This window comes from Halomonas sp. DP8Y7-1, assembly GCF_019801685.1.
GTDB classification, from domain to species: Bacteria; Pseudomonadota; Gammaproteobacteria; order Pseudomonadales; family Halomonadaceae; genus Halomonas; species Halomonas litopenaei_A.
This window is the reverse complement of the sequence record NZ_JAHVIN010000003.1, coordinates 337,549-359,174: the sequence shown is the minus strand read 5'-3', so window position 1 is coordinate 359,174 and position 21,626 is coordinate 337,549. Positions and strand designations below refer to the sequence as shown.

General features: G+C 61.6%; 18 protein-coding genes and 5 tRNA genes. 13 read left to right on the top strand and 10 right to left on the bottom strand.

Annotated elements, in window-relative coordinates:
- Nucleotides 1–79 precede the first annotated feature (79 nt).
- The 4 genes from KUV41_RS03460 to ttcA all read left to right on the top strand — a co-directional run bounded on the left by KUV41_RS03460 (nt 80) and on the right by ttcA (nt 4,049).
- The gene (locus KUV41_RS03460) at nt 80–1,894 is read left to right on the top strand and encodes a DUF294 nucleotidyltransferase-like domain-containing protein (RefSeq protein WP_222484240.1); all 1,815 of its coding nucleotides are present in this window, start codon (nt 80–82) and stop codon (nt 1,892–1,894) included.
- A 65-nt stretch (nt 1,895–1,959) separates the two neighbouring features.
- Nucleotides 1,960–2,583 carry a 3'-5' exonuclease gene (locus KUV41_RS03455; RefSeq protein ID WP_222484238.1) on the top strand — a complete coding sequence of 208 codons (624 nt, stop codon included), beginning with the start codon at nt 1,960–1,962 and terminating at the stop codon, nt 2,581–2,583.
- A gap of 88 nt (nt 2,584–2,671) precedes the next feature.
- Nucleotides 2,672–2,911, top strand: a complete 240-nt coding sequence (locus KUV41_RS03450) for a hypothetical protein (RefSeq protein ID WP_224851978.1) — start codon at nt 2,672–2,674, stop codon at nt 2,909–2,911.
- 214 nt (nt 2,912–3,125) lie between these two features.
- Nucleotides 3,126–4,049: a tRNA 2-thiocytidine(32) synthetase TtcA gene (gene ttcA, locus KUV41_RS03445; RefSeq protein ID WP_224851979.1), complete on the top strand. Its 924-nt coding sequence runs from the start codon at nt 3,126–3,128 to the stop codon at nt 4,047–4,049.
- Between the two features lie 281 nt (nt 4,050–4,330).
- Here the strand turns inward: ttcA and fnr are convergent, their stop codons facing one another.
- The 10 genes from fnr to ccoN form a co-directional block, all read right to left on the bottom strand.
- Complete coding sequence (gene fnr, locus KUV41_RS03440) at nt 4,331–5,071, bottom strand: fumarate/nitrate reduction transcriptional regulator Fnr (protein WP_206941404.1); 741 nt, start codon at nt 5,069–5,071, stop codon at nt 4,331–4,333.
- A 158-nt stretch (nt 5,072–5,229) separates the two neighbouring features.
- Nucleotides 5,230–5,916, bottom strand: coding sequence for a sulfite exporter TauE/SafE family protein (locus tag KUV41_RS03435; RefSeq protein WP_222484236.1), 687 nt, complete (start codon nt 5,914–5,916; stop codon nt 5,230–5,232).
- Nucleotides 5,917–5,925: 9 nt separating this feature from the next.
- Nucleotides 5,926–6,165, bottom strand: a complete 240-nt coding sequence (ccoS, locus tag KUV41_RS03430; protein ID WP_222484234.1) for a cbb3-type cytochrome oxidase assembly protein CcoS — start codon at nt 6,163–6,165, stop codon at nt 5,926–5,928.
- Complete coding sequence (locus tag KUV41_RS03425) at nt 6,162–8,615, bottom strand: heavy metal translocating P-type ATPase (protein WP_222484227.1); 2,454 nt, start codon at nt 8,613–8,615, stop codon at nt 6,162–6,164. The genes ccoS and KUV41_RS03425 overlap by 4 nt, the downstream gene beginning before the upstream one ends.
- Nucleotides 8,615–9,139, bottom strand: coding sequence for a FixH family protein (locus KUV41_RS03420; RefSeq protein WP_222484219.1), 525 nt, complete (start codon nt 9,137–9,139; stop codon nt 8,615–8,617). Before KUV41_RS03420 ends, KUV41_RS03425 begins: the two co-directional genes overlap by 1 nt.
- Nucleotides 9,139–10,566 (bottom strand): cytochrome c oxidase accessory protein CcoG, encoded by a 1,428-nt coding sequence (gene ccoG, locus KUV41_RS03415; protein WP_224908466.1) that lies wholly within the window; start codon nt 10,564–10,566, stop codon nt 9,139–9,141. The genes KUV41_RS03420 and ccoG overlap by 1 nt, the downstream gene beginning before the upstream one ends.
- A gap of 127 nt (nt 10,567–10,693) precedes the next feature.
- A complete protein-coding gene (gene ccoP, locus KUV41_RS03410) occupies nt 10,694–11,626 on the bottom strand; it encodes a cytochrome-c oxidase, cbb3-type subunit III (RefSeq protein ID WP_222162700.1) in 933 nt (310 codons plus the stop codon).
- The gene (locus KUV41_RS03405) at nt 11,623–11,835 is read right to left on the bottom strand and encodes a cbb3-type cytochrome oxidase subunit 3 (RefSeq protein WP_206941393.1); all 213 of its coding nucleotides are present in this window, start codon (nt 11,833–11,835) and stop codon (nt 11,623–11,625) included. Before KUV41_RS03405 ends, ccoP begins: the two co-directional genes overlap by 4 nt.
- Before the next feature lie 2 nt (nt 11,836–11,837).
- On the bottom strand, nt 11,838–12,455 hold the full coding sequence (gene ccoO / locus KUV41_RS03400) for a cytochrome-c oxidase, cbb3-type subunit II (RefSeq protein WP_206941392.1): 618 nt from the start codon (nt 12,453–12,455) through the stop codon (nt 11,838–11,840).
- 23 nt (nt 12,456–12,478) lie between these two features.
- Complete coding sequence (gene ccoN, locus KUV41_RS03395) at nt 12,479–13,903, bottom strand: cytochrome-c oxidase, cbb3-type subunit I (RefSeq protein WP_206941391.1); 1,425 nt, start codon at nt 13,901–13,903, stop codon at nt 12,479–12,481.
- A gap of 165 nt (nt 13,904–14,068) precedes the next feature.
- Here ccoN and KUV41_RS03390 point away from each other — a divergent pair, with 165 nt between their 5' ends.
- From KUV41_RS03390 to KUV41_RS03350, 9 genes are all read left to right on the top strand, one after another.
- Nucleotides 14,069–14,779, top strand: a complete 711-nt coding sequence (locus KUV41_RS03390; RefSeq protein ID WP_222484217.1) for an alpha/beta family hydrolase — start codon at nt 14,069–14,071, stop codon at nt 14,777–14,779.
- Nucleotides 14,780–14,996: 217 nt separating this feature from the next.
- A tRNA-Val gene (locus tag KUV41_RS03385) sits at nt 14,997–15,072 on the top strand.
- 40 nt (nt 15,073–15,112) lie between these two features.
- Nucleotides 15,113–15,189: transfer RNA gene (locus KUV41_RS03380), tRNA-Asp, on the top strand.
- A gap of 28 nt (nt 15,190–15,217) precedes the next feature.
- Nucleotides 15,218–15,294: transfer RNA gene (locus tag KUV41_RS03375), tRNA-Asp, on the top strand.
- A 64-nt stretch (nt 15,295–15,358) separates the two neighbouring features.
- A tRNA-Val gene (locus tag KUV41_RS03370) sits at nt 15,359–15,435 on the top strand.
- Between the two features lie 3 nt (nt 15,436–15,438).
- Nucleotides 15,439–15,515: transfer RNA gene (locus KUV41_RS03365), tRNA-Asp, on the top strand.
- A gap of 322 nt (nt 15,516–15,837) precedes the next feature.
- Complete coding sequence (locus KUV41_RS03360; RefSeq protein WP_222484215.1) at nt 15,838–17,850, top strand: NADPH-dependent 2,4-dienoyl-CoA reductase; 2,013 nt, start codon at nt 15,838–15,840, stop codon at nt 17,848–17,850.
- Nucleotides 17,851–18,262: 412 nt separating this feature from the next.
- The gene (locus tag KUV41_RS03355) at nt 18,263–20,185 is read left to right on the top strand and encodes a PrkA family serine protein kinase (RefSeq protein ID WP_206941388.1); all 1,923 of its coding nucleotides are present in this window, start codon (nt 18,263–18,265) and stop codon (nt 20,183–20,185) included.
- Nucleotides 20,186–20,248: 63 nt separating this feature from the next.
- Entirely contained in the window at nt 20,249–21,547 is a 1,299-nt protein-coding gene (locus KUV41_RS03350; RefSeq protein WP_222484213.1) for a YeaH/YhbH family protein, read from the top strand.
- Nucleotides 21,548–21,626: the final 79 nt, after the last annotated feature.

The following is a 21,626-nucleotide window of genomic DNA, read 5'->3' as shown; positions in this document are numbered from 1 at the left end:
CGAGGGGCCCAGCGCCGTGGGCTCCTCTTCGCCAACCTGCTCAGCCCCGGGACAGCCGGGGTTGAGCACGGAGCGAACGATGATCGACATCAACGTCACAGAACCTCCCTTTGCGCTGCTGGATGATGCCGGACGCGAGCGTATTCGCGCAGGGCTTGATCTGGCGTACTACGCGCGGGATGAAGTGATTCTCGAGGCTGGACAGGCCGGCGAGTTCGTCTTTGTGATTCACAAGGGCGAAGTCGCCGAACTGGACATGAACGAGTCCTCCACCGGCGGACGCATCGGCCACTACACCAGTGGCGATCTGTTTGGCGCGATCAGCGTCATCAACGGCCAGAGCCGCTATCGTTTTGTCGCCGAACAGGAAACCCTTTGCTACCTGATGCCCAGGACGTTGTTCCTCTCGCTGTGCGAACAGTCCGAGGACTTCTCCGATTACTTTCACCAGCGTCTGGTCAGCAAGACGCGGCTGCTGGCGGAGCGGCGTTCCGATGGCGGCGTGACGCTGGCCGGTTTCATGCTGGCCAAGGTGCATGAATGCATGCGGCCACCCCTGCTGGTGGACCCGTCCATCAGTATTCGTCAGGCGGTGCTCACGCTGAAGGAGAAGGGCGCCGACAGCCTGTTGGTGGATACCCCGGAAGGCCCCGGAATGCTGACCAAGACCGACCTGCTCGATGCGCTGGTGATGCAGGAGCGGGGAGGGGGCGATGCCCTGGAAGGTATCGCTGGCCTGGCACTGGTGAGCGTCACCAGGGACCAGTACCTGTTCGAAGCGCTGATCGAGATGACCCGCCACAAGGTGGCCAGGGTGGTGGTCTATCACGAAGGCGCGCTGGAAGGCGTGGTCGAGTTGACCGATGTGCTGAGCTATTTCTCCAGTCGCAGCTATGTGGTCAGTCTTCAGGTGGAGCAGGCTGACAGCCTGGCGGAACTGAACGACGCCAGCAAGCGCACGCCTGAGCTGATCGATGCACTGATGGCGCAGGGAATTCGCATGCGCTTTGCCATGGGCATGCTGTCAGCGCTTAACGGTCGCATTATTGGCAAGGCATGGCAGTTTTCGATGCCCGCCCCTCAGCGCGACCGGGTCTGTCTTGTCGTGCTGGGAAGTGAGGGCAGGGGCGAACAGATCCTCAAGACGGATCAGGACAACGCGCTGATTCTCCCGGACGACCTCGAGTGGCCGGACCTGGCCGCGGACAGTCGTCGTTTTACCGAGGTGCTGATGGACCTGGGCTATCCGCGCTGCCCAGGCAATATCATGGTGTCCAATCCCCAATGGACAGGAACGCTGGAGCAGTGGCGCGGGCGTATTCGGCGATGGGTCGCGGAACCGGATGGCAATAGCTTGATGAGCCTGGCGATTCTGGTGGATGTCGCTGGCGTGGCAGGTGACATGGCGTTGGTGGACCGCCTGCGTGATGTGTTGATCGAGGAGACCAGGGGCAACGCGCTGTTGCTGACCCATCTGGCCCGCGCGGTACTGCGGTTCTCTACGCCATTGACGCTGTTCGGCTCGCTCAAGAAGCCCGCACACGGCATCGACATCAAGAAAGGGGGCATCTTCCCGATCGTTCATGGGGTTCGCACCATGGCGCTGGATGCTGGTCTGCGCGAGACCTCGACCCACGATCGCCTGTCCGCTCTGGCTAGGCTCGGTCGCCTCGATGCAGAGGTGGCAGAAGACCTCGGTGAGGCGCTGTCACTATTCAGTGAGCTGAGGCTCAAGGCCCAGCTCAGGTGCCAGCGCGATGATCTCCTGGCCAGCGACAACGTGGTGGTGCAGTCCCTCAACTCCCTGGAGCGTGACCTGTTGCGGGAGGCACTTCATCTAGTGAAGGAGTTCAAGGGCAGTCTGTCCCATCGTTATCACCTGGAGTATGCATGAGCGTCGAGGCATCGCCTCAGGGAAAACTGACCTGGCGTCAGTGGTTTCGTTTAGGAGAGTACCCCATGCTGCGAGCGATCAGACGTGCGGCCGACCGCCGTCGTCAAGCCGATGGCGATTTTGCCTGGCTTTTCAATCCCTACACCGGTGATGAGTTGGTGTCCATCGACTGCGAGACCACCGGCCTGGATACGCGTCGCGCCGAACTGGTGTCGATTGCGGCAGTGCGGATCCACGATGGGCGCGTGTTGACCAGCGAGTCGCTTGATCTGCGGCTGGAGACCCCGGCCAGCCTGGATGGTGATTCCATCAAGATTCACCGCCTGCGTGGGGTCGATCTTGAGGGTGGGATGCCGGTGCGTGATGCCCTCGAGACGCTGCTGGAATTCATCGGCAACCGTCCGCTGGTGGGGTGGTGCATCGACTTTGACCTGGCCATGCTCGATCGCTATCTCAAGGCGGAGTTTGGCTTCTCGTTGCCTAACGCCACCATCGATGTGGCGCAGCAGTACCGCAAGCGGATGCGGCGCAGCCATCCCGAACTTGAGCTGCAGCCGACTTTCGAACAATTGGCAGAGCGCCTGGGAGTGCCGATCATGGGACGGCATACCGCATTGGGTGATGCCGTGACTACGGCACTGATGCATTTGCGGCTGGACGCCGACGCGCTGGCCGAGTCGTCCCGATGATGCCATCCACGCCGCTGTCACGATGCGTGACCTGGGACGAGCAGCGTGTCAGGTGCCGTAACAGTCACCGTAATGGGGAGATCTTTGCATGAGCCTTCATGGTCTGATGATGTTGCTTGAGCCGACCTTGCTATCGCTTGGCCTGTTGGCTGTGATGGTGGCTTACTGCCAGTACTATCGCCGCACCCGTGACCTGTGGGGGATGGTCAAGTTCTGGGAGAAGCGTCTGACGCTGACGGTGAGTGAGCACGCCTGGCAACGCTTCGGCATCTTGCTGCTGTTGCTTGGTGTGGTGGCGCGCTATCTGCTGGCACTACAAGTCGTCTAGCCACAGGTCGTCTTGTCACAGGTCGTCTCTTCACAGGTCGTCTCTTCACAGGGCGGCTAGTCACAGGGCGGCTAGTCAAAAGCACCTTGGCCCAGGACACGCGGTTGTGAACCAGCTTAATCGCAGGGGTGAGTGGTTGCTGACTTCTTCGCCTGTGGCGGACGTGAGTGATAGACTAGCGGGTCTTCATTTTCAGCCGTGATGTGCCCTGCCCATGTCTGCTCAGCCCGCTTCCGCCTCCCTGTTTGATCCCCGTGTCCTCGACCGTCGTGATGCCGCGTCCCCGGCAGCTGACGACGAGCGCGCCCAGGCCAAGGCCAAGCGCGAGTTCAACAAGCTGCAGAAGCGTCTGCGGCGTCAGACCGGCAACGCCATCATCGATTACGGCATGATTCAGGAAGGCGACAAGGTCATGGTATGCCTGTCCGGCGGCAAGGACAGCTACACCATGCTCGAGATTCTCCGCAGCCTGCAGCGCAATGCGCCGGTGAACTTCTCCCTGGTGGCGGTCAACCTCGACCAGAAGCAGCCCGGCTTTCCCGAGCACGTGCTACCGGACTACCTGGACAGCATTGGCGTGGACTACCACATCCTCGAGCGTGACACCTACTCGGTGGTGAAGGAAAAGACCCCCGAGGGCAAGACCACCTGCGCGCTGTGCTCGCGACTGCGCCGAGGGTCGCTGTACGGTTTTGCGGAAGAGATCGGTGCGACCAAGATTGCCCTGGGACACCACCGCGAGGATATTCTCGAGACGCTGTTCCTCAACATGTTCTTCGGAGGAAGTCTCAAGGCCATGCCGCCCAAGCTGCTGTCCGATGATGGCAAGAACATTGTCATCCGGCCGCTGGCGTACTGCCGCGAGGCGGACATCCAGGCCTACAGCGATGCCATGGCTTTTCCGATCATTCCCTGCAATCTCTGCGGCTCGCAGCCCAACCTGCAGCGCCAGGTGGTGAAGGAAATGCTGGCAGAGTGGGAAGCCAAGCACCCAGGGCGCCTGGAGAGCATGTTCAAGGCAGTGACCAACGTGGCACCCTCGCAGCTGGCAGACCGCGAGCTGTTCGACTTTGAAGGTCTGGAGGCCGTGCAGGCGCATCGCCAGGCTCGGCGTATTGATATCGTTGACGCCGACTAAGCTCGCCTGAACACGCCCTGCTGAAGAGCCTCTGCTGAACATGCCTTGCTGAAAAGGCACTGCTGAAGCGCGAAGCGAGCTAGGGCCACATCACGCAGTGGCCCTCTTCAATGTCTGAACGCTCGTCCCGATAAGATAGCAAGAGGCCGCATCCTGGGATGCGGCCTCTTTTGTTGATGGAGCCGGTATATCGTCGCCCTACCTAAGGGGGGGGCTGGGCTCGTGGCGTGGCACGACGTCTATCGGTCGCTGTCGGCCGCAGGCCCTGTCAGCGCCGCGGATCAGCTGGCATCGGTGTCCGCCAGGTTCGACAGTGAGGCGAGGTCCAGGATATTGACCTCCCGTCCAGAGACGGCCACCAGGTCCTGCTGTTGAAAGCGTCCCAGAATGCGGCTGACCGTTTCGACGGCAAGTCCCAGGTGGTTGCCGATATCTGCCCGGGACATGGACAGGCGGAAGCTGAACGGCGAGTAGCCGCGGCGTCGGAAACGGTCCGACAGACCGAGGAAGAAGCAGGCCAGTCGTTGGTCAGCGGTCTTGCGCGACAGCAGCTGCATCATGCGGCGATCCTCGCGCAGCTCCTTGCTGAGGGTGCGGAACAGTTGCGCGCGTAGTTCCGGCAGCGTCTGGGTCAGGGCGTCAAGGCGATCGAAGGGAATCTCACATACGGTCGTGGTCTCGAGTGCCACCACGCTGCCGGGATATCTGCCGTCGTCTATGCCATCCAGGCCGACCAGTTCACTGGGCAAGAAGAAGTTGGTCAGCTGCGCTTCGCCACTACCCTCCGTGGTGATCTGCTTGAGGCTACCGGAGCGAACCGCGAAGACGCTCGTGAAGCGATCTCCCTGCTCGACCAGGCGAGTGCCCTTCTTGATCGGAGGATGACGGCGGATAATGGAATCGAAGCGCTCGAGGTCAGCGGTCTCCAGCGACAACGGAAGGCACAGGGAGCTCAAGCTGCAGGACTCGCAACGAGTCTCATGTAGCATGGGGCGCCGTCGATCTTGGGCCGATGGACTCATTCGCAGCTCCTGTGGGTCTGGGGTTCATGATGAGCAGGGCATGTAGGAAACTGGCTTACCCTTGCTGCATGCTATTGTCGCTATTCTACACACAGATATTAGGCCAAAGGTGCATATACCTCTTTTGCCTCAATAATCTGGCGGCGATATGATGGTCGTCAATTTCCTACAACTTGTAGGATATTCCATACAGCTAAACCGACAATCATGCCCGCTGCCATAAATCGTGTGGCAGGGTGTGCCAGCAAACTCTGCAGCTGACGCGCAGCAATCCCTGTTGTCACCAGTGCCGGCAGCGTCCCCAGGCCAAAGCAGAGCATGAGTAGTGCTCCACGGGCAGGGTCTGCGATGGCCATGCTCCATGCCAGCATGGAGTACACCAGGCCACAGGGCAGCCAGCCCCAGATGGCCCCGAGTGCAACCGCCTGAGGTAGCTTGACCACCGGCAACAGGCGACGTCCTGCTGGCTCCAGATACCTCCACAGGCGCTGGCCCAATGCCTCCAGCCAGCGTAGCCCTTTCCACAGGTTGGCAATGTAAAGCGCCATCGTGATCAGCATCAGGCTGGCAACCACCTGCAGCAGGTCCCGCATGCCCGGTGCCAGCGCCACCACAGAGCCTAGGCTTGCGACCATAGCGCCTGCCAGGCAGTAGCTGAACAGACGTCCCGAGTTGTAGCCAAGTAGTAAAATTCCTACACGAACAGGGTGGCGCATGCTCGGGGGAATGGCAAAGGTCAGGGCGCTCATTATACCGCCGCACATGCCGATGCAATGTGCTCCGCCAAGCAGCCCGAAGACAAAAGCCGCCATCGCGGGCGGCAGGTCTAGACCTACTGGGTTCATGCGTTCTGCTCAGGATCCAGGGGGTGGCGTGGAATCATGCTCGTCGGCTGTTGCGTCATCGACCGGCGTCTCTCTTGCCGGCTTTCTGGATGGGTTCGGTGTCGGCGGGTCTTCGTCCTCGAACAGGATGCGATAGGCAGGCCCCTCCAGATCGTCGAATTGATCGTTGCGAACCGCCCAGAAAAACGCCCATACCGCCAGACTCAACAGGATCAGCGACAGCGGTATCAACAGATAGAGAATGTTCATTGAGCATGTGCCGCTACGGCAAGACGTGAGGATGATGGTGGCGCCGCGCGTCGCAGGCGAAGGGCATTGCCTATGACCAGCAGCGAGCTGATCGACATGCCGATGGCGGCGAGCCACGGAGGCACGAAGCCCAGCGCGGCGGCGGGCAGCGCGACGACGTTGTAGAGCACTGACCAGGCGAGGTTCTGGCGAATGATGCGGCGCGTCTGGCGTGCGCTATGGATAGCCTGGACGATACGCTCCAGCGGCTCGCCGAGCAAGATCAGGTCGGCGCGAGTGCGGGTCAGGTCACTGGCGCCAGCAACGGCAATGGCGAGGTCCGCCCCGGCCAGAACGGGCACATCGTTGATGCCATCTCCCACCATGGCAACGACCTCTCCCGCTTGCTGACGCTTGCGGACCAATGTGAGCTTGTCCTCGGGACTGGCGTTGCCGTGCCACTGCGCTACCCCCAGCTGATCGGCCAGTGGCTGAACGTTGCCAGGTCGATCGCCGGACAGGATCTCGATCTCGATACCCGCTTCGCGGATAGCCGCAAGGGTCATGGCGGCGTCTGTGCGGGGCTGGTCGTGTAGCTGGAACCAGGCGACAGCCTGCCCCTCGCATGCCAGCAGCAGCCACAGGCCGTCGCCTGGTACGTCGAGGGGGGGCTGGCTGGTCAGGGCAAAGTCCGGGCGTCCAAGGCGCCAACACTGCCCAGCCAGGTAACCTTCGACACCCTGACCGGGGACGTTGCGAATGTCGCTGGCCGTGACTCGGGCGTCGCGCCAGGGCCGGAAGGCATGGGCGACCGGGTGCTCCGAGCCGACTTCCAGCGCTGCGGCCAGCTGACGAGGGTCGATGCCTGCAAGGCAGTCTGCGGTGAGGCGTCGGTGCTCGGCCAGGCGCAGCTGGCCTCGAGTCAGGGTGCCGGTCTTGTCAAAGATGATGCGGTCGAGGCGGGCCAGGGTTTCCAGCGCATCGGCGCGAGCGACCAGCACGCCGGCGCGACGCAGACGCCCGTGGGCGACGGTCAAGGCGGTAGGCGTGGCCAGTGCCAAGGCGCAGGGACAGGTGACGACAAGCACCGACAGGGTGACCCACAGGCTACGACTGGGGTCGATCCACCACCAGGCCATGGCGACCAGCGTGGTGATGATCAGCAGATTCAGGACAAAGCGGTGGGACACCTGCTCTGCCACCTTGGCGATACGCGGGCGATGGGCAAAGGCTCGGTCGGTAAGGTCGAGGATGCCCGCTGCGCGGGTCGCATCACCGACACGCAGGACGTCGAGCTCCACCGGGCTGTCGATGCACAGCGTGCCAGCGTGAACGATATCGCCCTGTCGTCGTAGTGAGGGCAGCGACTCACCGGTCAGCAGCGATTCGTCGATCTGTGCCACGCCTGATGTCAGGACGCCGTCAGCCGGAATCAGTGAGCCAGGACTGACGCGCACGCGATCACCCGGTTCGAGCTTGCTGGCGGGAATGACCCGTTCGTCGCCATTGGCCTCGACGCGCACTGCAGCGCTGGGCAAGGCGCTGGCCAGAACGTTGCCCTGGCGCCCGTAGTGGGCGCGGGCGCGGGATTCCAGATAGCGACCGAACAGCAGGAAGAAGGTGAACATGCTGACCGAATCGAAGTAGCGATCTCCCGATTGGCTGACCACCGACCAGCAGCTCGCCAGGTAGGCGCCACCGATGGCCAGGGAGACGGGAACATCCATGCCGAGTATGCGCGAGCGTACGTCCCGCAAGGCGCCCAGGAAGAACGGTTGAGCGGCATACAGTACGACAGGCGTCGTCAGCGCCAAAGATAGCCAGGCAAACAGCTGGTCGAAATCGGCGCTGAGGTCCCCGCTGTCGACGTAGTGGGGGATCGAGAACATCAGCACCTGCATCATGCCTACCGCTGCCACTATCAAGCGGCGAACCATCTGGCGCGACTGGTGCTTGAGGCGCAGTTGAGCCTGGTCGGGTTCGTAGGGTTGCGAGGGGTAACCGATGGCCGCCATCTCGGCAAGAATGCGTGACAGCGTCAGCTGGCTCGGGTCCCAGCTCACCTGCAGGCGATGTTGCGACAGGTTGACGGCGCTGCTGGCCAGACCATCGAGAGCGTTCAGGCGATGCTCGATGAGCCAGGCGCAGGCGGCGCAGGTGATGCCGTCCACCGCCAGGGTGGCGACCTGATGCCCGTCGCGCTGGCGCACGAATCGGGCTTGCAGGCCGGGGTCATCGAAAACCTGGTAGCGTTCGGCGTCCGCGGGCGTGGCCGAGGGACGCTCAGGCATGGCGGTGCGAAAGCGGTAGTAGCTATCGAGGCCACCGTCGACAATGGCGTGAGCCACGGCTTCGCATCCGGGACAGCACAGGGGGTGCACTTGCTGATCGATGGTGATCGACCAGGGGGCTCCTGCTTCCACCGTGGCGCCGCAGTGGTAGCAGGACCGCGGAGTATCGGTAGCCGGCATCACAGACCTGGCGTCAGGTGAATGGTGCCGTCTTGCGGGAATTCGGCCTCGCCGGTCAAGCGCCATGCAGCATCATCGCCGCTGCCGTCCTCGATCCATGGCTGGAGCTGCAGATACCAGCGGTAGCGAAGGTTGCGCTCCAGGGTGCCAATATATTGTCCACTACGGGTATGGCTCAGGGTCAGCAGGCGGTCGCGATCCCCATCGGTGGGAAACTTCAGCTCCAGCTGCAGGCGCTCGGGGCGCTCTTCGCCGAGCAGCTGGACGACCACGTCGCCGGTGGTGGCATCGATCCGCAGATCGGCTGCCAGCCCAAGGGCTTCGGCGCGCTGCTGCTTTTCCAGCTGAACATTGATCGCCAGCCCCTCCTTGTAATAGTCGTCCGGTACCGAGCCATCGAAATAGCGGATCGACAGCGCCAGGTAGACCATGCTGAAGGTGACCGACGACAGCAGCAAAGCAATCAGAAACCAGGGCCAGAACTGCTTGTACCAGGGCGGCACCTGGGGATCGGACGAAGACATTAGGGGGTGACTCCTATGAATCGACTTTCGCGTTCCACCGCGACCGAGGGATCGTCTTCAGCGTGCAGGCGGACGCTGATGTCGGCGCTACGCTGTTCCATCAAAGCAGGATTTACGCTCAGCGTCATCACCAGCTGCCGGGACGCGTTGGCGGGTACCTCGAGTGACTCGGTATCGCTCTGCAGGCCCTCGATGCCGGTGACTTCGATCAGATAGCGGTGTGCCTGATTGTCGAGATTGCGCACGGTGATGGCGTACGAGTTGGCAATACGCCCATCGCTCAGCGTCTGAAACAGCCGCGCCCGATCGCGCTCGACGTCGACGTCCAGCGGGGTGCGGTCGGCCAGGGTCCAGATAAACAGCCCGATCATCACCAGCAACGCCACCAGGTAGCCGATCAGGCGTGGCCTGAGCAAATGGGTCTTGTTGCCGTCAAGGGCATGCTCGGTGGTGTAGCGAACCAGACCCCGAGGGTAGCCCATCTTGTCCATGACGCTATCGCAGGCATCAATGCAGGCGGCGCAGGTGATGCACTGATACTGCAAGCCATCGCGAATGTCGATGCCGGTAGGGCAGACCTGGACGCAGAGTTCGCAGTCAATGCAGTGGCCGAGTCCCTGCTCGGTGGGGTCGGCACTGCGCTTGCGGGGGCCACGGGGCTCGCCTCGATGATAATCGTAGGAGACGATCAGCGTATCGCGATCGAACATCACCGACTGGAAGCGGGCATAAGGACACATGTACAGACACACTTGCTCCCGTAGCCAGCCAGCGTTGAGGTAGGTGAAGACAACGAAGAAGCCGACCCAGAAGTAGGACCAGCCGTTGGCTGACAGGGTGGCCAGGTCGACGACCAGGCCCTTGATGGGCGTAAAGTAGCCGACAAAGGTGATGCCGGTGGCGGCGGCGATGATCAGCCAGATCGCGTGCTTGGCGCTCTTGCGCAGGAGCTTATCGGCATCAAGGGCGCGCTTGTCCAGCTTGATGCGGCGGTTGCGTGGCCCCTCGATACGATGCTCGACCCAGATGAACAGAAACGTCCAGACGCTCTGGGGGCAGGTGTAGCCACACCATACCCGGCCGGCAAACACCGTGATGAAGAACAGGCCAAAGGCGCAGATGATCAAGAGCCAGGACAGCAGCACGAACTCCTGGGGGTAGAAGGTCGCCGCAAAGATGTGGAATTCGCGACCCGGCAGGTCAAACCAGACCGCAGGACGGTCTCCCCATGGCACCCAAGGCAACAGCAGAAATCCCAGCATCAGCGCCCAGTTGGCAGCACGCCGGGCCCGTTGAAAGACGCCCTTCATCTCGCGTACGTAAATATGACGGCGGCTCTCGTACATGCTGTGTGACGAGGGGTCTTCGGGTGTGTGGTGGGATACCGCGCTGTCGGTCACATCGTGGGTGGGTATCTTGTCGCTCATGGCAGGCTCGCATCGCTGACCGATCATTCGTCGTTGTGACGACGGTCAGTCTAGCGATCGTCAGGTAGGTGAGAGGCCAGTGCGGCGCTTGGCCGCACTGGATACGGGGGTGACCCCCTCTTGTGGATTACTGAGCAGGCTGGCTCAGGCTGTAGACGTAGGCCGCCACCAGATGCACGCGCTCCTCGCCGATGTAGGCGGCCTGGGCAGGCATGTGGCCATTGCGGCCGTTACGCAGCGTCTGGCGAATCGAGTCGGCCAGGCTCTGTCCCGGTGCCTGGTACAACCAGGTCTCGTCGGTCAGGTTGGGAGCTCCCAGCGCCTGGTTGCCGGTACCGTCAGGCGAGTGACACGCCGCACACACCGATCCGAACACCGCCCCCCCCTTGTCTGCGCGCTCGGCATCTTCGGCCTGACCGGACAGCGACAGCACATGCTGAGTCAGGTTCTCGATGTTGTCGGCGCCGAGTTGCTGCCACGAGGGCATCAGTCCGTTCCGACCGTTCTCGATGGTGGCGACAATGTGCTCGGGCTCGCCCCCGTACAGCCAGTCCGTGTCAGTCAGGTTGGGGAATCCGTAGCCGCCCTTGGCATTCGAGCCGTGGCAGATCGCGCAGTTGTTGAGGAAGATACGCTCGGCAATCTGCATGGCCTCGGCATCCTTGATCAACTCCGGCACCGGGATTTCCTGATACTTCTCGAAGATCGGTGTGAAGCGCTGTTCGGCCTGGGCCACTTCTTCCTCCCACTGGCCTTCCTGACTCCAGCCCAGCACGCCGGCGAAATTGCCCAGGCCCGGATACAGCACCAGGTAGCCAAGTGAAAAGATCACGGTGGCAACGTAGAGCTGGAACCACCAACGTGGCAGCGGGTTATCGTATTCCGCAATGCCGTCGGCGGTATGGCCAGTGGTCTCGACAGTACCGTCTGCATCAGGGCGCTTGTCGGTCTTGCGATTGGCCCACAGCAGCCAGAAGGCGAAGCCAATCGTGCCGAGCGTGATGACGATGATCCAGGCGCTCCAGAAGCCTGAGAGGGCATCACCCCAGAGTGTATTCATGTGTTCTTTTCTCCCCTGTCCTTTCGGGAATCGGCCTGTTGCTCGGCCATGCGGTCACGGTTCGGTTGCTCGTCGTCATCCGCGAACGGCAGGTTGGCTGCCTGTTCGAACTCGCGCTTGCGACGGCTGGAATACGCCCAGGCCACCAGGCCCAGAAAGGCGACCAGCAGAATGCCGGTGAGAATGCCGCGAAAGGTTCCGATATCCATGGTTACGGGCTCTTTGCCGAGTTGGGCAGTACGGTGCCAAGCTGCTGCAGGTAGGCCACCAGCGCGGTGATCTCCCGTTCGCCGCGAACATCGCTGGTCGCGCTGGCGATCTGTTCGTCGGTATAGGGCACGCCCAGGGTCTGGAGGGTGCGCATCTTGGCTGGGGTGTCCTCACCGTCCAGAGTGTTCTCGAACAGCCAGGGATACGCCGGCATGATCGACTCAGGCACCACGTCACGCGGGTTGTACAGGTGCGCGCGGTGCCAGTCGTCGCTGTAGCGACCGCCGACGCGGGCAAGGTCCGGACCGGTTCGCTTGGAGCCCCACATGAAGTTGTGCTCGTAGACGGATTCGCCTGCCACGCTGTAGTGGCCGTAGCGTTCGGTTTCCGCCCGGAAGGGACGAATCATCTGCGAGTGGCAGCCGACGCAGCCTTCCCGGCGATAGATGTCACGGCCCTCGAGTTGCAGCGCGGTCAGTGGCTTGAGGCCATCCACCGGCTCGGTCGTCTGCTTCTGGAAGAACAGCGGCACGATCTCGGCCAGGCCGCCAAAGCTGATCACCACCAGCACCAGCACCGCCATCAGGCCGACGTTCTTTTCTATGATCTCGTGTCTCATGTCAGTCTCGGTCCTTCATTGACTCAGGCGGTCTGTGGCAGGGGAGCACCGCTCTTGGCGGAACCCTTGACGGTCATCGCGACATTGACGGCCATGATCAGCATGCCGGTCACCCAGAACAGACCGCCGATCAGGCGCACGATGTAGCCGGGGCCGCTGGCCTCCACGGTCTCGACGAAGGTGTACATCAGCGTGCCGTCGGCATTGATGGCGCGCCACATCAGGCCCTGCAGGATGCCGTTGACCCACATGGCGGCGATGTACAGCACGGTGCCGATGGTGGCCAGCCAGAAGTGCACTGCCACCAGCTTGACCGAGTACATCTCGCTCTGACCAAACAGGCGGGGGATCAGGTGATACATCGAGCCGATGGTGATCATTGCCACCCAGCCCAGCGCTCCCGCGTGGACGTGGCCAATGGTCCAGTCGGTGTAGTGAGACAGGGCATTGACGGTCTTCACCGCCATCATCGGCCCTTCGAAGGTCGACATGCCGTAGAAGGACAGGGCGACCACCAGAAAGCGCAGCGTCGGATCGGTACGCAACTTATGCCAGGCGCCCGACAGGGTCATCATGCCGTTGATCATGCCGCCCCAGGAGGGGGCCAGCAGGATGATGGACATGACCATGCCCAGGGATTGGGCCCAGTTAGGCAGCGCGGTGTAGTGCAGGTGGTGCGGGCCGGCCCACATGTACACCATGATCAATGCCCAGAAATGGACGATGGACAGGCGGTAGGAATAGACCGGGCGCTCGGCTTGCTTGGGCACGAAGTAATACATCATTCCCAGGAAGCCGGCGGTCAGGAAGAAGCCCACCGCGTTGTGTCCATACCACCACTGCACCATGGCATCGATGGCCCCGGAGTAGAGGGAGATGGAGTAGGTGGCGGTGACGGGAATGGCCGCGCTGTTGACGATGTGCAGCACCGCCACCGTCAGGATGAAGGCGGCGAAGAACCAGTTGGCCACGTAGATGTGCGAGGTCTTGCGAATCTTGACCGTGCCGAGGAACACGATGGCATAGGATACCCAGACGACGGCGAGCAGAATGTCGATGGGCCATTCCAGCTCGGCGTATTCCTTGACCTCGGTGAGGCCCAGGGGCAGGGTGGCGACGGCGCAGAGGATGACGGCCTGGTAGCCCCAGAACGTAAAGGCAGCCAGCTTGTCGCTGATCAGCCTTACCTGACACGTGCGTTGGACCACATAATAGGAGGTCGCGAACAGCGCGGATCCGCCGAAGGCAAAGATGACTGCGTTGGTGTGCAGGGGGCGAAGCCGACCAAAGCTTGTCCAGGGCAAGCCAAGGTTGAGTTCCGGCCAGACCAGTTGGGCAGCAAGTATGACACCGAGGGCCATGCCCACGATGCCCCATACCACCGTCATGATCGAGAACTGCCGGACCACCTTGTAGTTGTAGGTCGGATGTTCAAATGCTGTGCTCATGATCAGGTTCCCATCGATCGCGTAAAGGGGACGATCCCCCGGCCATAGTGCCTACCCAGCGGCAGTCTCAGAATGATGCAGATCAACAACCATTCAGAATTCTAGACCAGCACGGCTAGGGCTGGCACTTAGCCACTGGTGGCAGTGAACTTTGGAAATTTGTCCATGTCTGAAAATCTTTTATCCGACATTTTTGGTCAGGAATTGCGCCGGCAAAGCCCGTTTCACGGAGAACAGCACGGGCAATGGGAGGGCATTGGACCCTGCATCCTGGCGGGCCCTGCCAGTGACGACCTACTTCTTTTGACGCATGGCGCAGGCGCTGGGCACGATTCACCCTTTCTGGTCGCCTGGCGCAAGGCGCTGGCCGACGCCGGTGTGGCCACCTTGTCAGTGGAATTCGCCTACATGCGCCAGATGAAGGCGCTTGGGCGCCGGCGTCCGCCGCCCAAGGTCGATGTTCTGGTCGATGAGCTGCGCACCTGGCGTGACGTTTTGTCGCATAGCGTGCCTGGCCGCGTATGGCTGGGGGGCAAGTCCATGGGTGGGCGTGTGGCGACCCTGCTGGCGGCCGAGGAGACGGCACCTGGAGTGGTGGTAGCGGGTTATCCCTTTCACCCCCAGGGCAAGCCCGAACGACTTCGCCTGGCGCACTGGCCTCGCCTCAAGTGTCCAACGCTGGTGCTGCAGGGCACCCGAGATCCGTTTGGCACCCTCGAGCAAGTGCAAGGCTATGATTTGCCCGAGGTGGCCACCGTCGAGTGGCTGGAGGACGGTGATCACGACTGGCTGACCCGGCGTGCCAGCGGCGTGACGCGAGACGAACTGATGCAGCGCGCGGCAAAATGCGCAGCAACGTTGATGCAGGTGAATTGATGCCGCTACGGTCAGGGGGATGGGTCTCGCCATTTTTTTACGGCTGTTTTGGCTCGTTGCGGAGGGCCGCTGAATCTCGTGAGCCCTTGTGCCGCCTGCGTTTCCGCCCAAGTCGATGAATGCACGGGCAAAATAGGCGACAAAAAAAACGAGAAAGATGGTTTGGCCGCGTTGACATCCCCCCGATGTTCTGTAGAATGCAGCGCCACGTGACCAGGGGTGGTTAGCTCAGTTGGGAGAGCACCAGCCTTACAAGCTGGGGGTCACAGGTTCGAACCCTGTACCACCCACCATCACCTTGGTGATGGCTGGACACGTAGAGTTGTAGACGTTGGACCGGTAGTTCAGTTGGTTAGAATGCCGGCCTGTCACGCCGGAGGTCGCGGGTTCGAGTCCCGTCCGGTCCGCCAACGTCACTTCTCGAATCGTCATCAATGTGGACCGGTAGTTCAGTTGGTTAGAATGCCGGCCTGTCACGCCGGAGGTCGCGGGTTCGAGTCCCGTCCGGTCCGCCACGATGACACGCCAAAGTCGATGAGCTCCAGGAAACTTGAGGCATCGCACCGTGTGAAATGATGTGGGTGATTAGCTCAGTTGGTTAGAGCACCAGCCTCACATGCTGGGGGTCACTGGTTCGAATCCGGTATCACCCACCACGCGGACCGGTAGTTCAGTTGGTTAGAATGCCGGCCTGTCACGCCGGAGGTCGCGGGTTCGAGTCCCGTCCGGTCCGCCATTTCGCTCGACCCAGCACACGCTGGAAAAAAGTCCGGTCACGTTGCCGGCAGTTATTCCGAAAAGCCCCGCTGCTTCTGCAGCGGGGCTTTTCTCGTTTTGGGTCCCCTCAAGGCGTTTACACCACACTGACGCTATGGGCTAGCCCATGGCGCTGGCGGGGTTCGCATCGTGTCGCTGCTTTTTGCCTTTCTGGGGTGGCGAGGATTGACTCGCTATCATACAGTTGTTTGAAAATAGCCGTAGACTGGCTGCCCTGATGCAGTGCCAGCTCCGGACCTCACGACAACAAGATTGCAGCCAAGGCTGCCAAGGACCGCGCCGTGACCGCCTATCCCCACCTGTTGGCCCCACTGAGACTGGGGCACCTGGAATTGCCCAATCGCGTGTTGATGGGCTCCATGCATACCAATCTGGAAGAGGCGCCGCAGGGGTTTTCCCGTCTGGCCGCCTTTTACGCCGAACGTGCTCGCGAAGGCGTGGCGCTGATCGTGACCGGTGGCATTGCACCGAATGCGGAGGGCGCCGTTTTTCAGGGGGCGTCGCAGTTGACCTCGGCTGAGCAGCTCGATGATCACCGCGGTGTTGTCGAGGCGGTACATGCACAGGGGGGCCGCATCTGCATGCAGATTCTGCATGCGGGGCGCTACGCGTATTCACCGGAGTTGGTAGCCCCTTCAGCGCTGCAGGCCCCCATCAACCCCTTCCAGCCGCGAGCGCTCAGTGACGATGAGGTCGAGCAGCAGATCGAGGACTACGTGCGCTGCGCGCGTCTGGCGCAGCAGGCGGGCTATGACGGCGTCGAGATCATGGGCTCCGAGGGCTACCTGATCAATCAGTTCATTTGCCGCCGAACCAATGTGCGCGAGGATCGCTGGGGGGGCAGCTTCGACAATCGCTGTCGCTTCCCGCTGGAGATTCTGCGCCGCGTCCGTGCGGCGGTGGGAGAGCGTTTCCTGTTGATCTACCGGCTGTCGATGATCGATCTTGTGGAGGACGGAAGTACCTACGACGAGGTCATTGCGCTGGGCCAGGCGGTTGAGGCGGCCGGTGCCAACGTGATCAACACCGGCATCGGTTGGCATGAAGCGCGAGTCCCGACCATCGTGACCAGCGTCCCGCGAGCCGCTTTCACCGAGGTGTCGCGACGCATGAAAGACGCCGTCTCGATCCCGTTGATCACCACCAATCGCATCAACATGCCGGATGTGGCCGAGCGGGTGCTGCGCGACGGACATGCTGACATGGTGTCCATGGCGCGTCCGCTGCTGGCGGATTCGGCATGGGTGAGCAAGGCGAGGGAAGGGCGTGCTGCCGAGATCAATACCTGTATCGCCTGTAACCAGGCCTGTCTCGACCATACGTTCCAGGGCAAGCTGACGTCCTGTCTGGTCAATCCCCGCGCCTGTCATGAAACGGAGCTGACGCTTGAGCCCGCTGACCAGCCAGTGTCCGTGGCGGTGGTGGGTGGTGGTCCTGCAGGGCTCGCCACGGCAGTCAGTGCCGCGCAGCGTGGGCACAGGGTTACCCTGTTCGAACGTCAGCCGATCCTGGGTGGGCAGTTCAATTTTGCGCGCCGCATTCCCGGCAAGGAAGAGTTTGACGAAACGCTGCGTTACTTCCAGGTGATGCTGGACAAGCTGGAGGTCGACGTCAGACTGTCCTGCGAGGCGGGCGTCAACGATCTCCTGGCCTTCGATCGTGTGGTACTGGCCAGCGGCGTCAGACCCAGACCGTTGGCGTTGCCCGGTAGCGATCACCCCAGTGTGATGAGTTACGCCGAGGCCATCGATGCTCCTCAGCGTGTCGGGCGCCGGGTGGCCATCATCGGCGCTGGCGGTATCGGTTTCGATGTGGCGGAGTTGCTGACCCATACGCCGCCCGGTGATGACCCGTTGCAGGATTGGTGCGACGAGTGGGGGGTGGATCTTGACGTCAGCACGCCTGGGGGGCTGAAGCCGGCCCGCCGGCCACAGTCGCCACGACAGGTCTACTTGCTCCAGCGCAAGACGTCCAAGCCGGGCAAGGGTTTGGGCACCACCTCAGGTTGGGTGCACCGGGCATCCCTTCGTCATCGAGGTGTGACCGCAATGGCTGGCTGCGAGTATCGGCATATCGATGATCAAGGGCTGCACCTAAGCGTTGAGGGCGAGCCGCGTGTGTTGGAGGTGGATACGGTCGTGGTGTGTGCCGGTCAAGAATCGGTGCGCGAACTCGTGGCGCCCCTCGAGGCGGCGGGTGTCGCTGTCTCCATCATCGGCGGTGCCGATGAGGCGGCCGAACTCGACGCCAAGCGTGCCATTGACCAGGGGGTCAGGTTGGCGGCGTCCTTCTAGAGCCGTCATTCTGGTGGCGTCGGGCCAGCCCATCAGGATCTGGCTCGCGCCCCAGGCAAGCGTGATGAAAATTACTTAAGAAGTGTGCCGTTGTGTGCAATTTTGGTGGCTGCGGCAAGATGGCGCGGTAGACAGTGACGAGCCCCGTGATCAAGCGGCGGGCGTCGCTTTCACGGCTAGTGAATACCTCGCTTATCATGTTCATGGTCCCTCTTACGCCGAATTTCGTCTGGACAACGAAACGCTTCTGCTGGCAAGAGTTCTTATAGGTAAGGACGCTCAGCGTTGAAGACCTGCACATCGTTTTTGGCTAATGCTGTTCTACGCTGAGAGTACCCACTCGTGACTGGCGCTGGCTGACGGGAAAGGCCTGAGAGCCAAGAGCGAGTCCCGGGCATCACAGGAGGCATCGATGAGCATCTTCGACCACGTGCAGAACCGCTTCGCTCGCGTCCAGCAGGAAGAAATGTCCCTGCAGGAATATCTGGAACTCTGCCGTCAAGACCCTTCCGCCTACGCCAGTGCGGCTGAGAGAATGCTGGAGGCCATCGGTGAGCCTGAGGTGATTGACACCGCCAAGGACCCGAGACTGGCGCGAATCTTCTCCAACAAGGTGATACGTCGGTATCCGGCGTTCAGTGAGTTTCACGGCATGGAGGAGGCCATCGAGCAGATCGTGGCCTACTTCCGTCACGCCGCCCAAGGGCTGGAGGAGAAAAAGCAGATTCTCTACCTGCTTGGCCCCGTGGGGGGCGGCAAGTCATCCCTGGCCGAGCGCCTCAAGCTGCTGATGGAGCGTGTGCCGTTCTACGCCATCAAGGGGTCGCCGGTGCACGAGTCTCCGCTCGGGCTGTTCTCGCCCGAGGAAGACGGAGAGCTGCTCGAGAAAGAGTATGGTATCCCCGCTCGCTACCTGCGCAGCGTGATGTCGCCCTGGGCCGCCAAGCGGCTGAAGGAGTCCGGCGGTGATATCTCGCAGTTCCGGGTGGTCAGGCTGTACCCCTCGCGCCTCAACCAGATCGCCATCGCCAAGACCGAGCCGGGTGACGAGAACAACCAGGATATCTCGTCCCTGGTGGGCAAGGTCGATATCCGCCAGCTGGAGATGTATTCCCAGGACGATCCTGACGCCTACAGCTTTTCCGGAGGATTGTGCCGGGCCAATCAGGGCTTGATGGAATTCGTCGAGATGTTCAAGGCGCCCATCAAGGTGCTGCACCCCCTGCTGACGGCGACCCAGGAAGGGAACTACAACCCCACCGAGGGCATGGGCGCGATTCCCTTCGATGGCATCGTGCTGGCGCACTCCAACGAGAGTGAGTGGCAGGCGTTCCGCAACAACCGCAACAATGAGGCGTTCCTCGACCGCGTCTATATCGTCAAGGTGCCCTATTGCCTGCGGGTGTCCGAGGAAATCAACATCTACAAGAAGCTGCTGGAGCATTCGTCGCTCAATGAGGCGCCCTGTGCACCGGATACCTTGCGCATGCTCGCCCAATTCTCGGTGCTGTCGCGTCTCAAGGAGCCGGAAAACTCCAGCGTCTACTCGAAGATGCGGGTCTATGACGGTGAAAATCTCAAGGACACCGATCCCAAGGCCAAGTCGATTCAGGAATATCGCGACAGCGCCGGCGTCGATGAAGGCATGGATGGTCTGTCCACGCGCTTTGCCTTCAAGATCCTGTCCAAGGTCTTCAACTTCGACAATCACGAGGTGGCGGCCAACCCGGTGCACCTGTTGTACGTGCTCGAGCAGCGCCTTGAGCAGGAGCAGCTGCCCAAGGAGACCTTCGAGCGCTACCTGCGCTATATCAAGGAGTACCTGGCGCCACGCTATGTGGACTTCATTGGCAAGGAAATTCAGACCGCCTACCTGGAGTCCTACTCCGAGTACGGTCAGAACATCTTTGATCGCTATGTCACTTATGCGGATTTCTGGATTCAGGACCAGGAGTACAGGGATCCCGAGACCGGCGAGCTGTTCGACCGCCAGTCGCTTAACGATGAGCTGGAAAAGATCGAGAAGCCGGCAGGCATCTCCAATCCCAAGGACTTCCGTCACGAGGTGGTCAACTTCGTGCTGCGGGCGCGTGCCCAGAACAACGGCATGAACCCGGGGTGGCAGTCCTACGAGAAGCTGCGTGGTGTCATCGAGCACAAGATGTTCGCCAACACCGAGGAGTTGCTGCCCGTCATTTCCTTCAATGCCAAGGCGTCCTCTGCGGATATCAAGAAGCACGAGGATTTCGTGGCACGGATGAAGGATCGAGGCTACACCGAGAAGCAGGTGCGCCTGCTGTCGGAGTGGTACCTGAGAGTGCGCAAGTCGCAGTAGCCGTGAAGGCGCCGGGCCAGGCCCGGCGCCGGACACCCTTGTCGACTGCGCCCAGGAGGTCCCATGACCTACTTCATCGATCGACGAGCGAACGCCAAGAACAAGAGCGCGGTCAATCGCCAGCGCTTTCTTGACCGCTATCGCACCCATATCAAGCGCTCCGTCGAGGAGGCCGTCAACCGTCGCTCCATCACCGATATGGAGCGAGGCGAAAAGGTTTCCATCCCCAGTCGCGATATCTCCGAGCCAGTGTTCCAGCACGGCAGCGGTGGGCGACGTTCGATTGTCGCACCCGGTAATCGCGAGTTTCAGGAAGGTGATCGCCTGCGTCGCCCAGACGGCGGGGGTGGTGGTGGCGATGGCAGTGGAGAGGGTGGCGCCTCCAATCAGGGGGAGGGCATGGATGAGTTCGCCTTCACCCTGACCCGGGAGGAGTTCCTCGAGTTTGTCTTCGATGGCCTCGAGTTGCCCCATCTGGAGCGCAAGCCGCTGGTGGATGTGGAAGAAGTGCGCCCCGTGCGCGCCGGGGTCTCGAGAGATGGCGTGCCGGCTCGGATCAACATTGTGCGTTCGATGCGAGAAGCTCAGGCCCGTCGAATTGCCATGCGTGCACCGATTCGTCGCGCGCTGCGGGAAGCTCAGGAAGCGCTGGAAGTCGAGGAGCGCAAGGATCCCGTGCTCAAGAATCCCGCTCGCATCCAGGAGTTGAAGGCCGAGATCGAACGCCTAGAGAGGCGTCTGGAGGCGGTTCCCTTCATCGATACCTATGATCTTCGCTACAACCATCTGATCAACCAGCCTCAGCCGTCCAGCAAGGCCGTGATGTTCTGCGTCATGGATGTATCGGGCTCGATGACCCAGGCCCACAAGGATATCGCCAAGCGCTTTTTCCTGTTGCTCTACCTGTTTCTCGAGCGCAGCTACGAGCGGGTCGAGCTGGTCTTTGTGCGTCACCACACTGCCGCCAAGGAAGTCGATGAGGAGGAATTCTTCTACTCACGGGAGACGGGCGGCACCATCGTTTCCAGTGCGCTCACTCTGGTCGACGAGATCATCGACAAGCGCTATCCCCCCGGCCAGTGGAACCTGTACGTGGCCCAGGCATCGGATGGCGATAACTGGGACGATGACTCGGTCAACTGTCGGGAACTGCTGACCAAATCGCTGATGGGGCGCCTGCAGTACTTCACCTATGTGGAAATCACGCCTCACGCTCACCAGGCACTATGGGAAGAATACGAGCGGGTCGAGGCCGCCTATCCCGACCGCTTTGCCATGCGTCAGATTGTTGAACCCGGGGACATCTATCCGGTGTTCCGGGCCTTGTTCAAGCGCCGTGCGGACAGTACGGCAAGGGGGTAGGCAGGCGCAGGTCTGCCCTACGGCGGCAGCGGGGCTGGCAAAGGGGAGCACGGTGAAGGGCGTGCCGTGTGTTGAAGCA

Excerpts from the sequence above, each read along its gene's own strand:
- KUV41_RS03460 (WP_222484240.1), top strand. The coding sequence starts at position 80 with ATGATCGACATCAACGTCACAGAACCTCCCTTTGCGCTGCTGGATGAT.
- KUV41_RS03455 (WP_222484238.1), top strand. The coding sequence starts at position 1,960 with ATGCTGCGAGCGATCAGACGTGCGGCCGACCGCCGTCGTCAAGCCGAT.
- KUV41_RS03450 (WP_224851978.1), top strand. The coding sequence starts at position 2,672 with ATGAGCCTTCATGGTCTGATGATGTTGCTTGAGCCGACCTTGCTATCG.
- ttcA (WP_224851979.1), top strand. The coding sequence starts at position 3,126 with ATGTCTGCTCAGCCCGCTTCCGCCTCCCTGTTTGATCCCCGTGTCCTC.
- fnr (WP_206941404.1), bottom strand. The coding sequence starts at position 5,071 with ATGAGTCCATCGGCCCAAGATCGACGGCGCCCCATGCTACATGAGACT.
- KUV41_RS03435 (WP_222484236.1), bottom strand. The coding sequence starts at position 5,916 with ATGAACCCAGTAGGTCTAGACCTGCCGCCCGCGATGGCGGCTTTTGTC.
- ccoS (WP_222484234.1), bottom strand. The coding sequence starts at position 6,165 with ATGAACATTCTCTATCTGTTGATACCGCTGTCGCTGATCCTGTTGAGT.
- KUV41_RS03425 (WP_222484227.1), bottom strand. The coding sequence starts at position 8,615 with ATGCCGGCTACCGATACTCCGCGGTCCTGCTACCACTGCGGCGCCACG.
- KUV41_RS03420 (WP_222484219.1), bottom strand. The coding sequence starts at position 9,139 with ATGTCTTCGTCCGATCCCCAGGTGCCGCCCTGGTACAAGCAGTTCTGG.
- ccoG (WP_224908466.1), bottom strand. The coding sequence starts at position 10,566 with ATGAGCGACAAGATACCCACCCACGATGTGACCGACAGCGCGGTATCC.
- ccoP (WP_222162700.1), bottom strand. The coding sequence starts at position 11,626 with ATGAATACACTCTGGGGTGATGCCCTCTCAGGCTTCTGGAGCGCCTGG.
- KUV41_RS03405 (WP_206941393.1), bottom strand. The coding sequence starts at position 11,835 with ATGGATATCGGAACCTTTCGCGGCATTCTCACCGGCATTCTGCTGGTC.
- ccoO (WP_206941392.1), bottom strand. The coding sequence starts at position 12,455 with ATGAGACACGAGATCATAGAAAAGAACGTCGGCCTGATGGCGGTGCTG.
- ccoN (WP_206941391.1), bottom strand. The coding sequence starts at position 13,903 with ATGAGCACAGCATTTGAACATCCGACCTACAACTACAAGGTGGTCCGG.
- KUV41_RS03390 (WP_222484217.1), top strand. The coding sequence starts at position 14,069 with ATGTCTGAAAATCTTTTATCCGACATTTTTGGTCAGGAATTGCGCCGG.
- KUV41_RS03355 (WP_206941388.1), top strand. The coding sequence starts at position 18,263 with ATGAGCATCTTCGACCACGTGCAGAACCGCTTCGCTCGCGTCCAGCAG.
- KUV41_RS03350 (WP_222484213.1), top strand. The coding sequence starts at position 20,249 with ATGACCTACTTCATCGATCGACGAGCGAACGCCAAGAACAAGAGCGCG.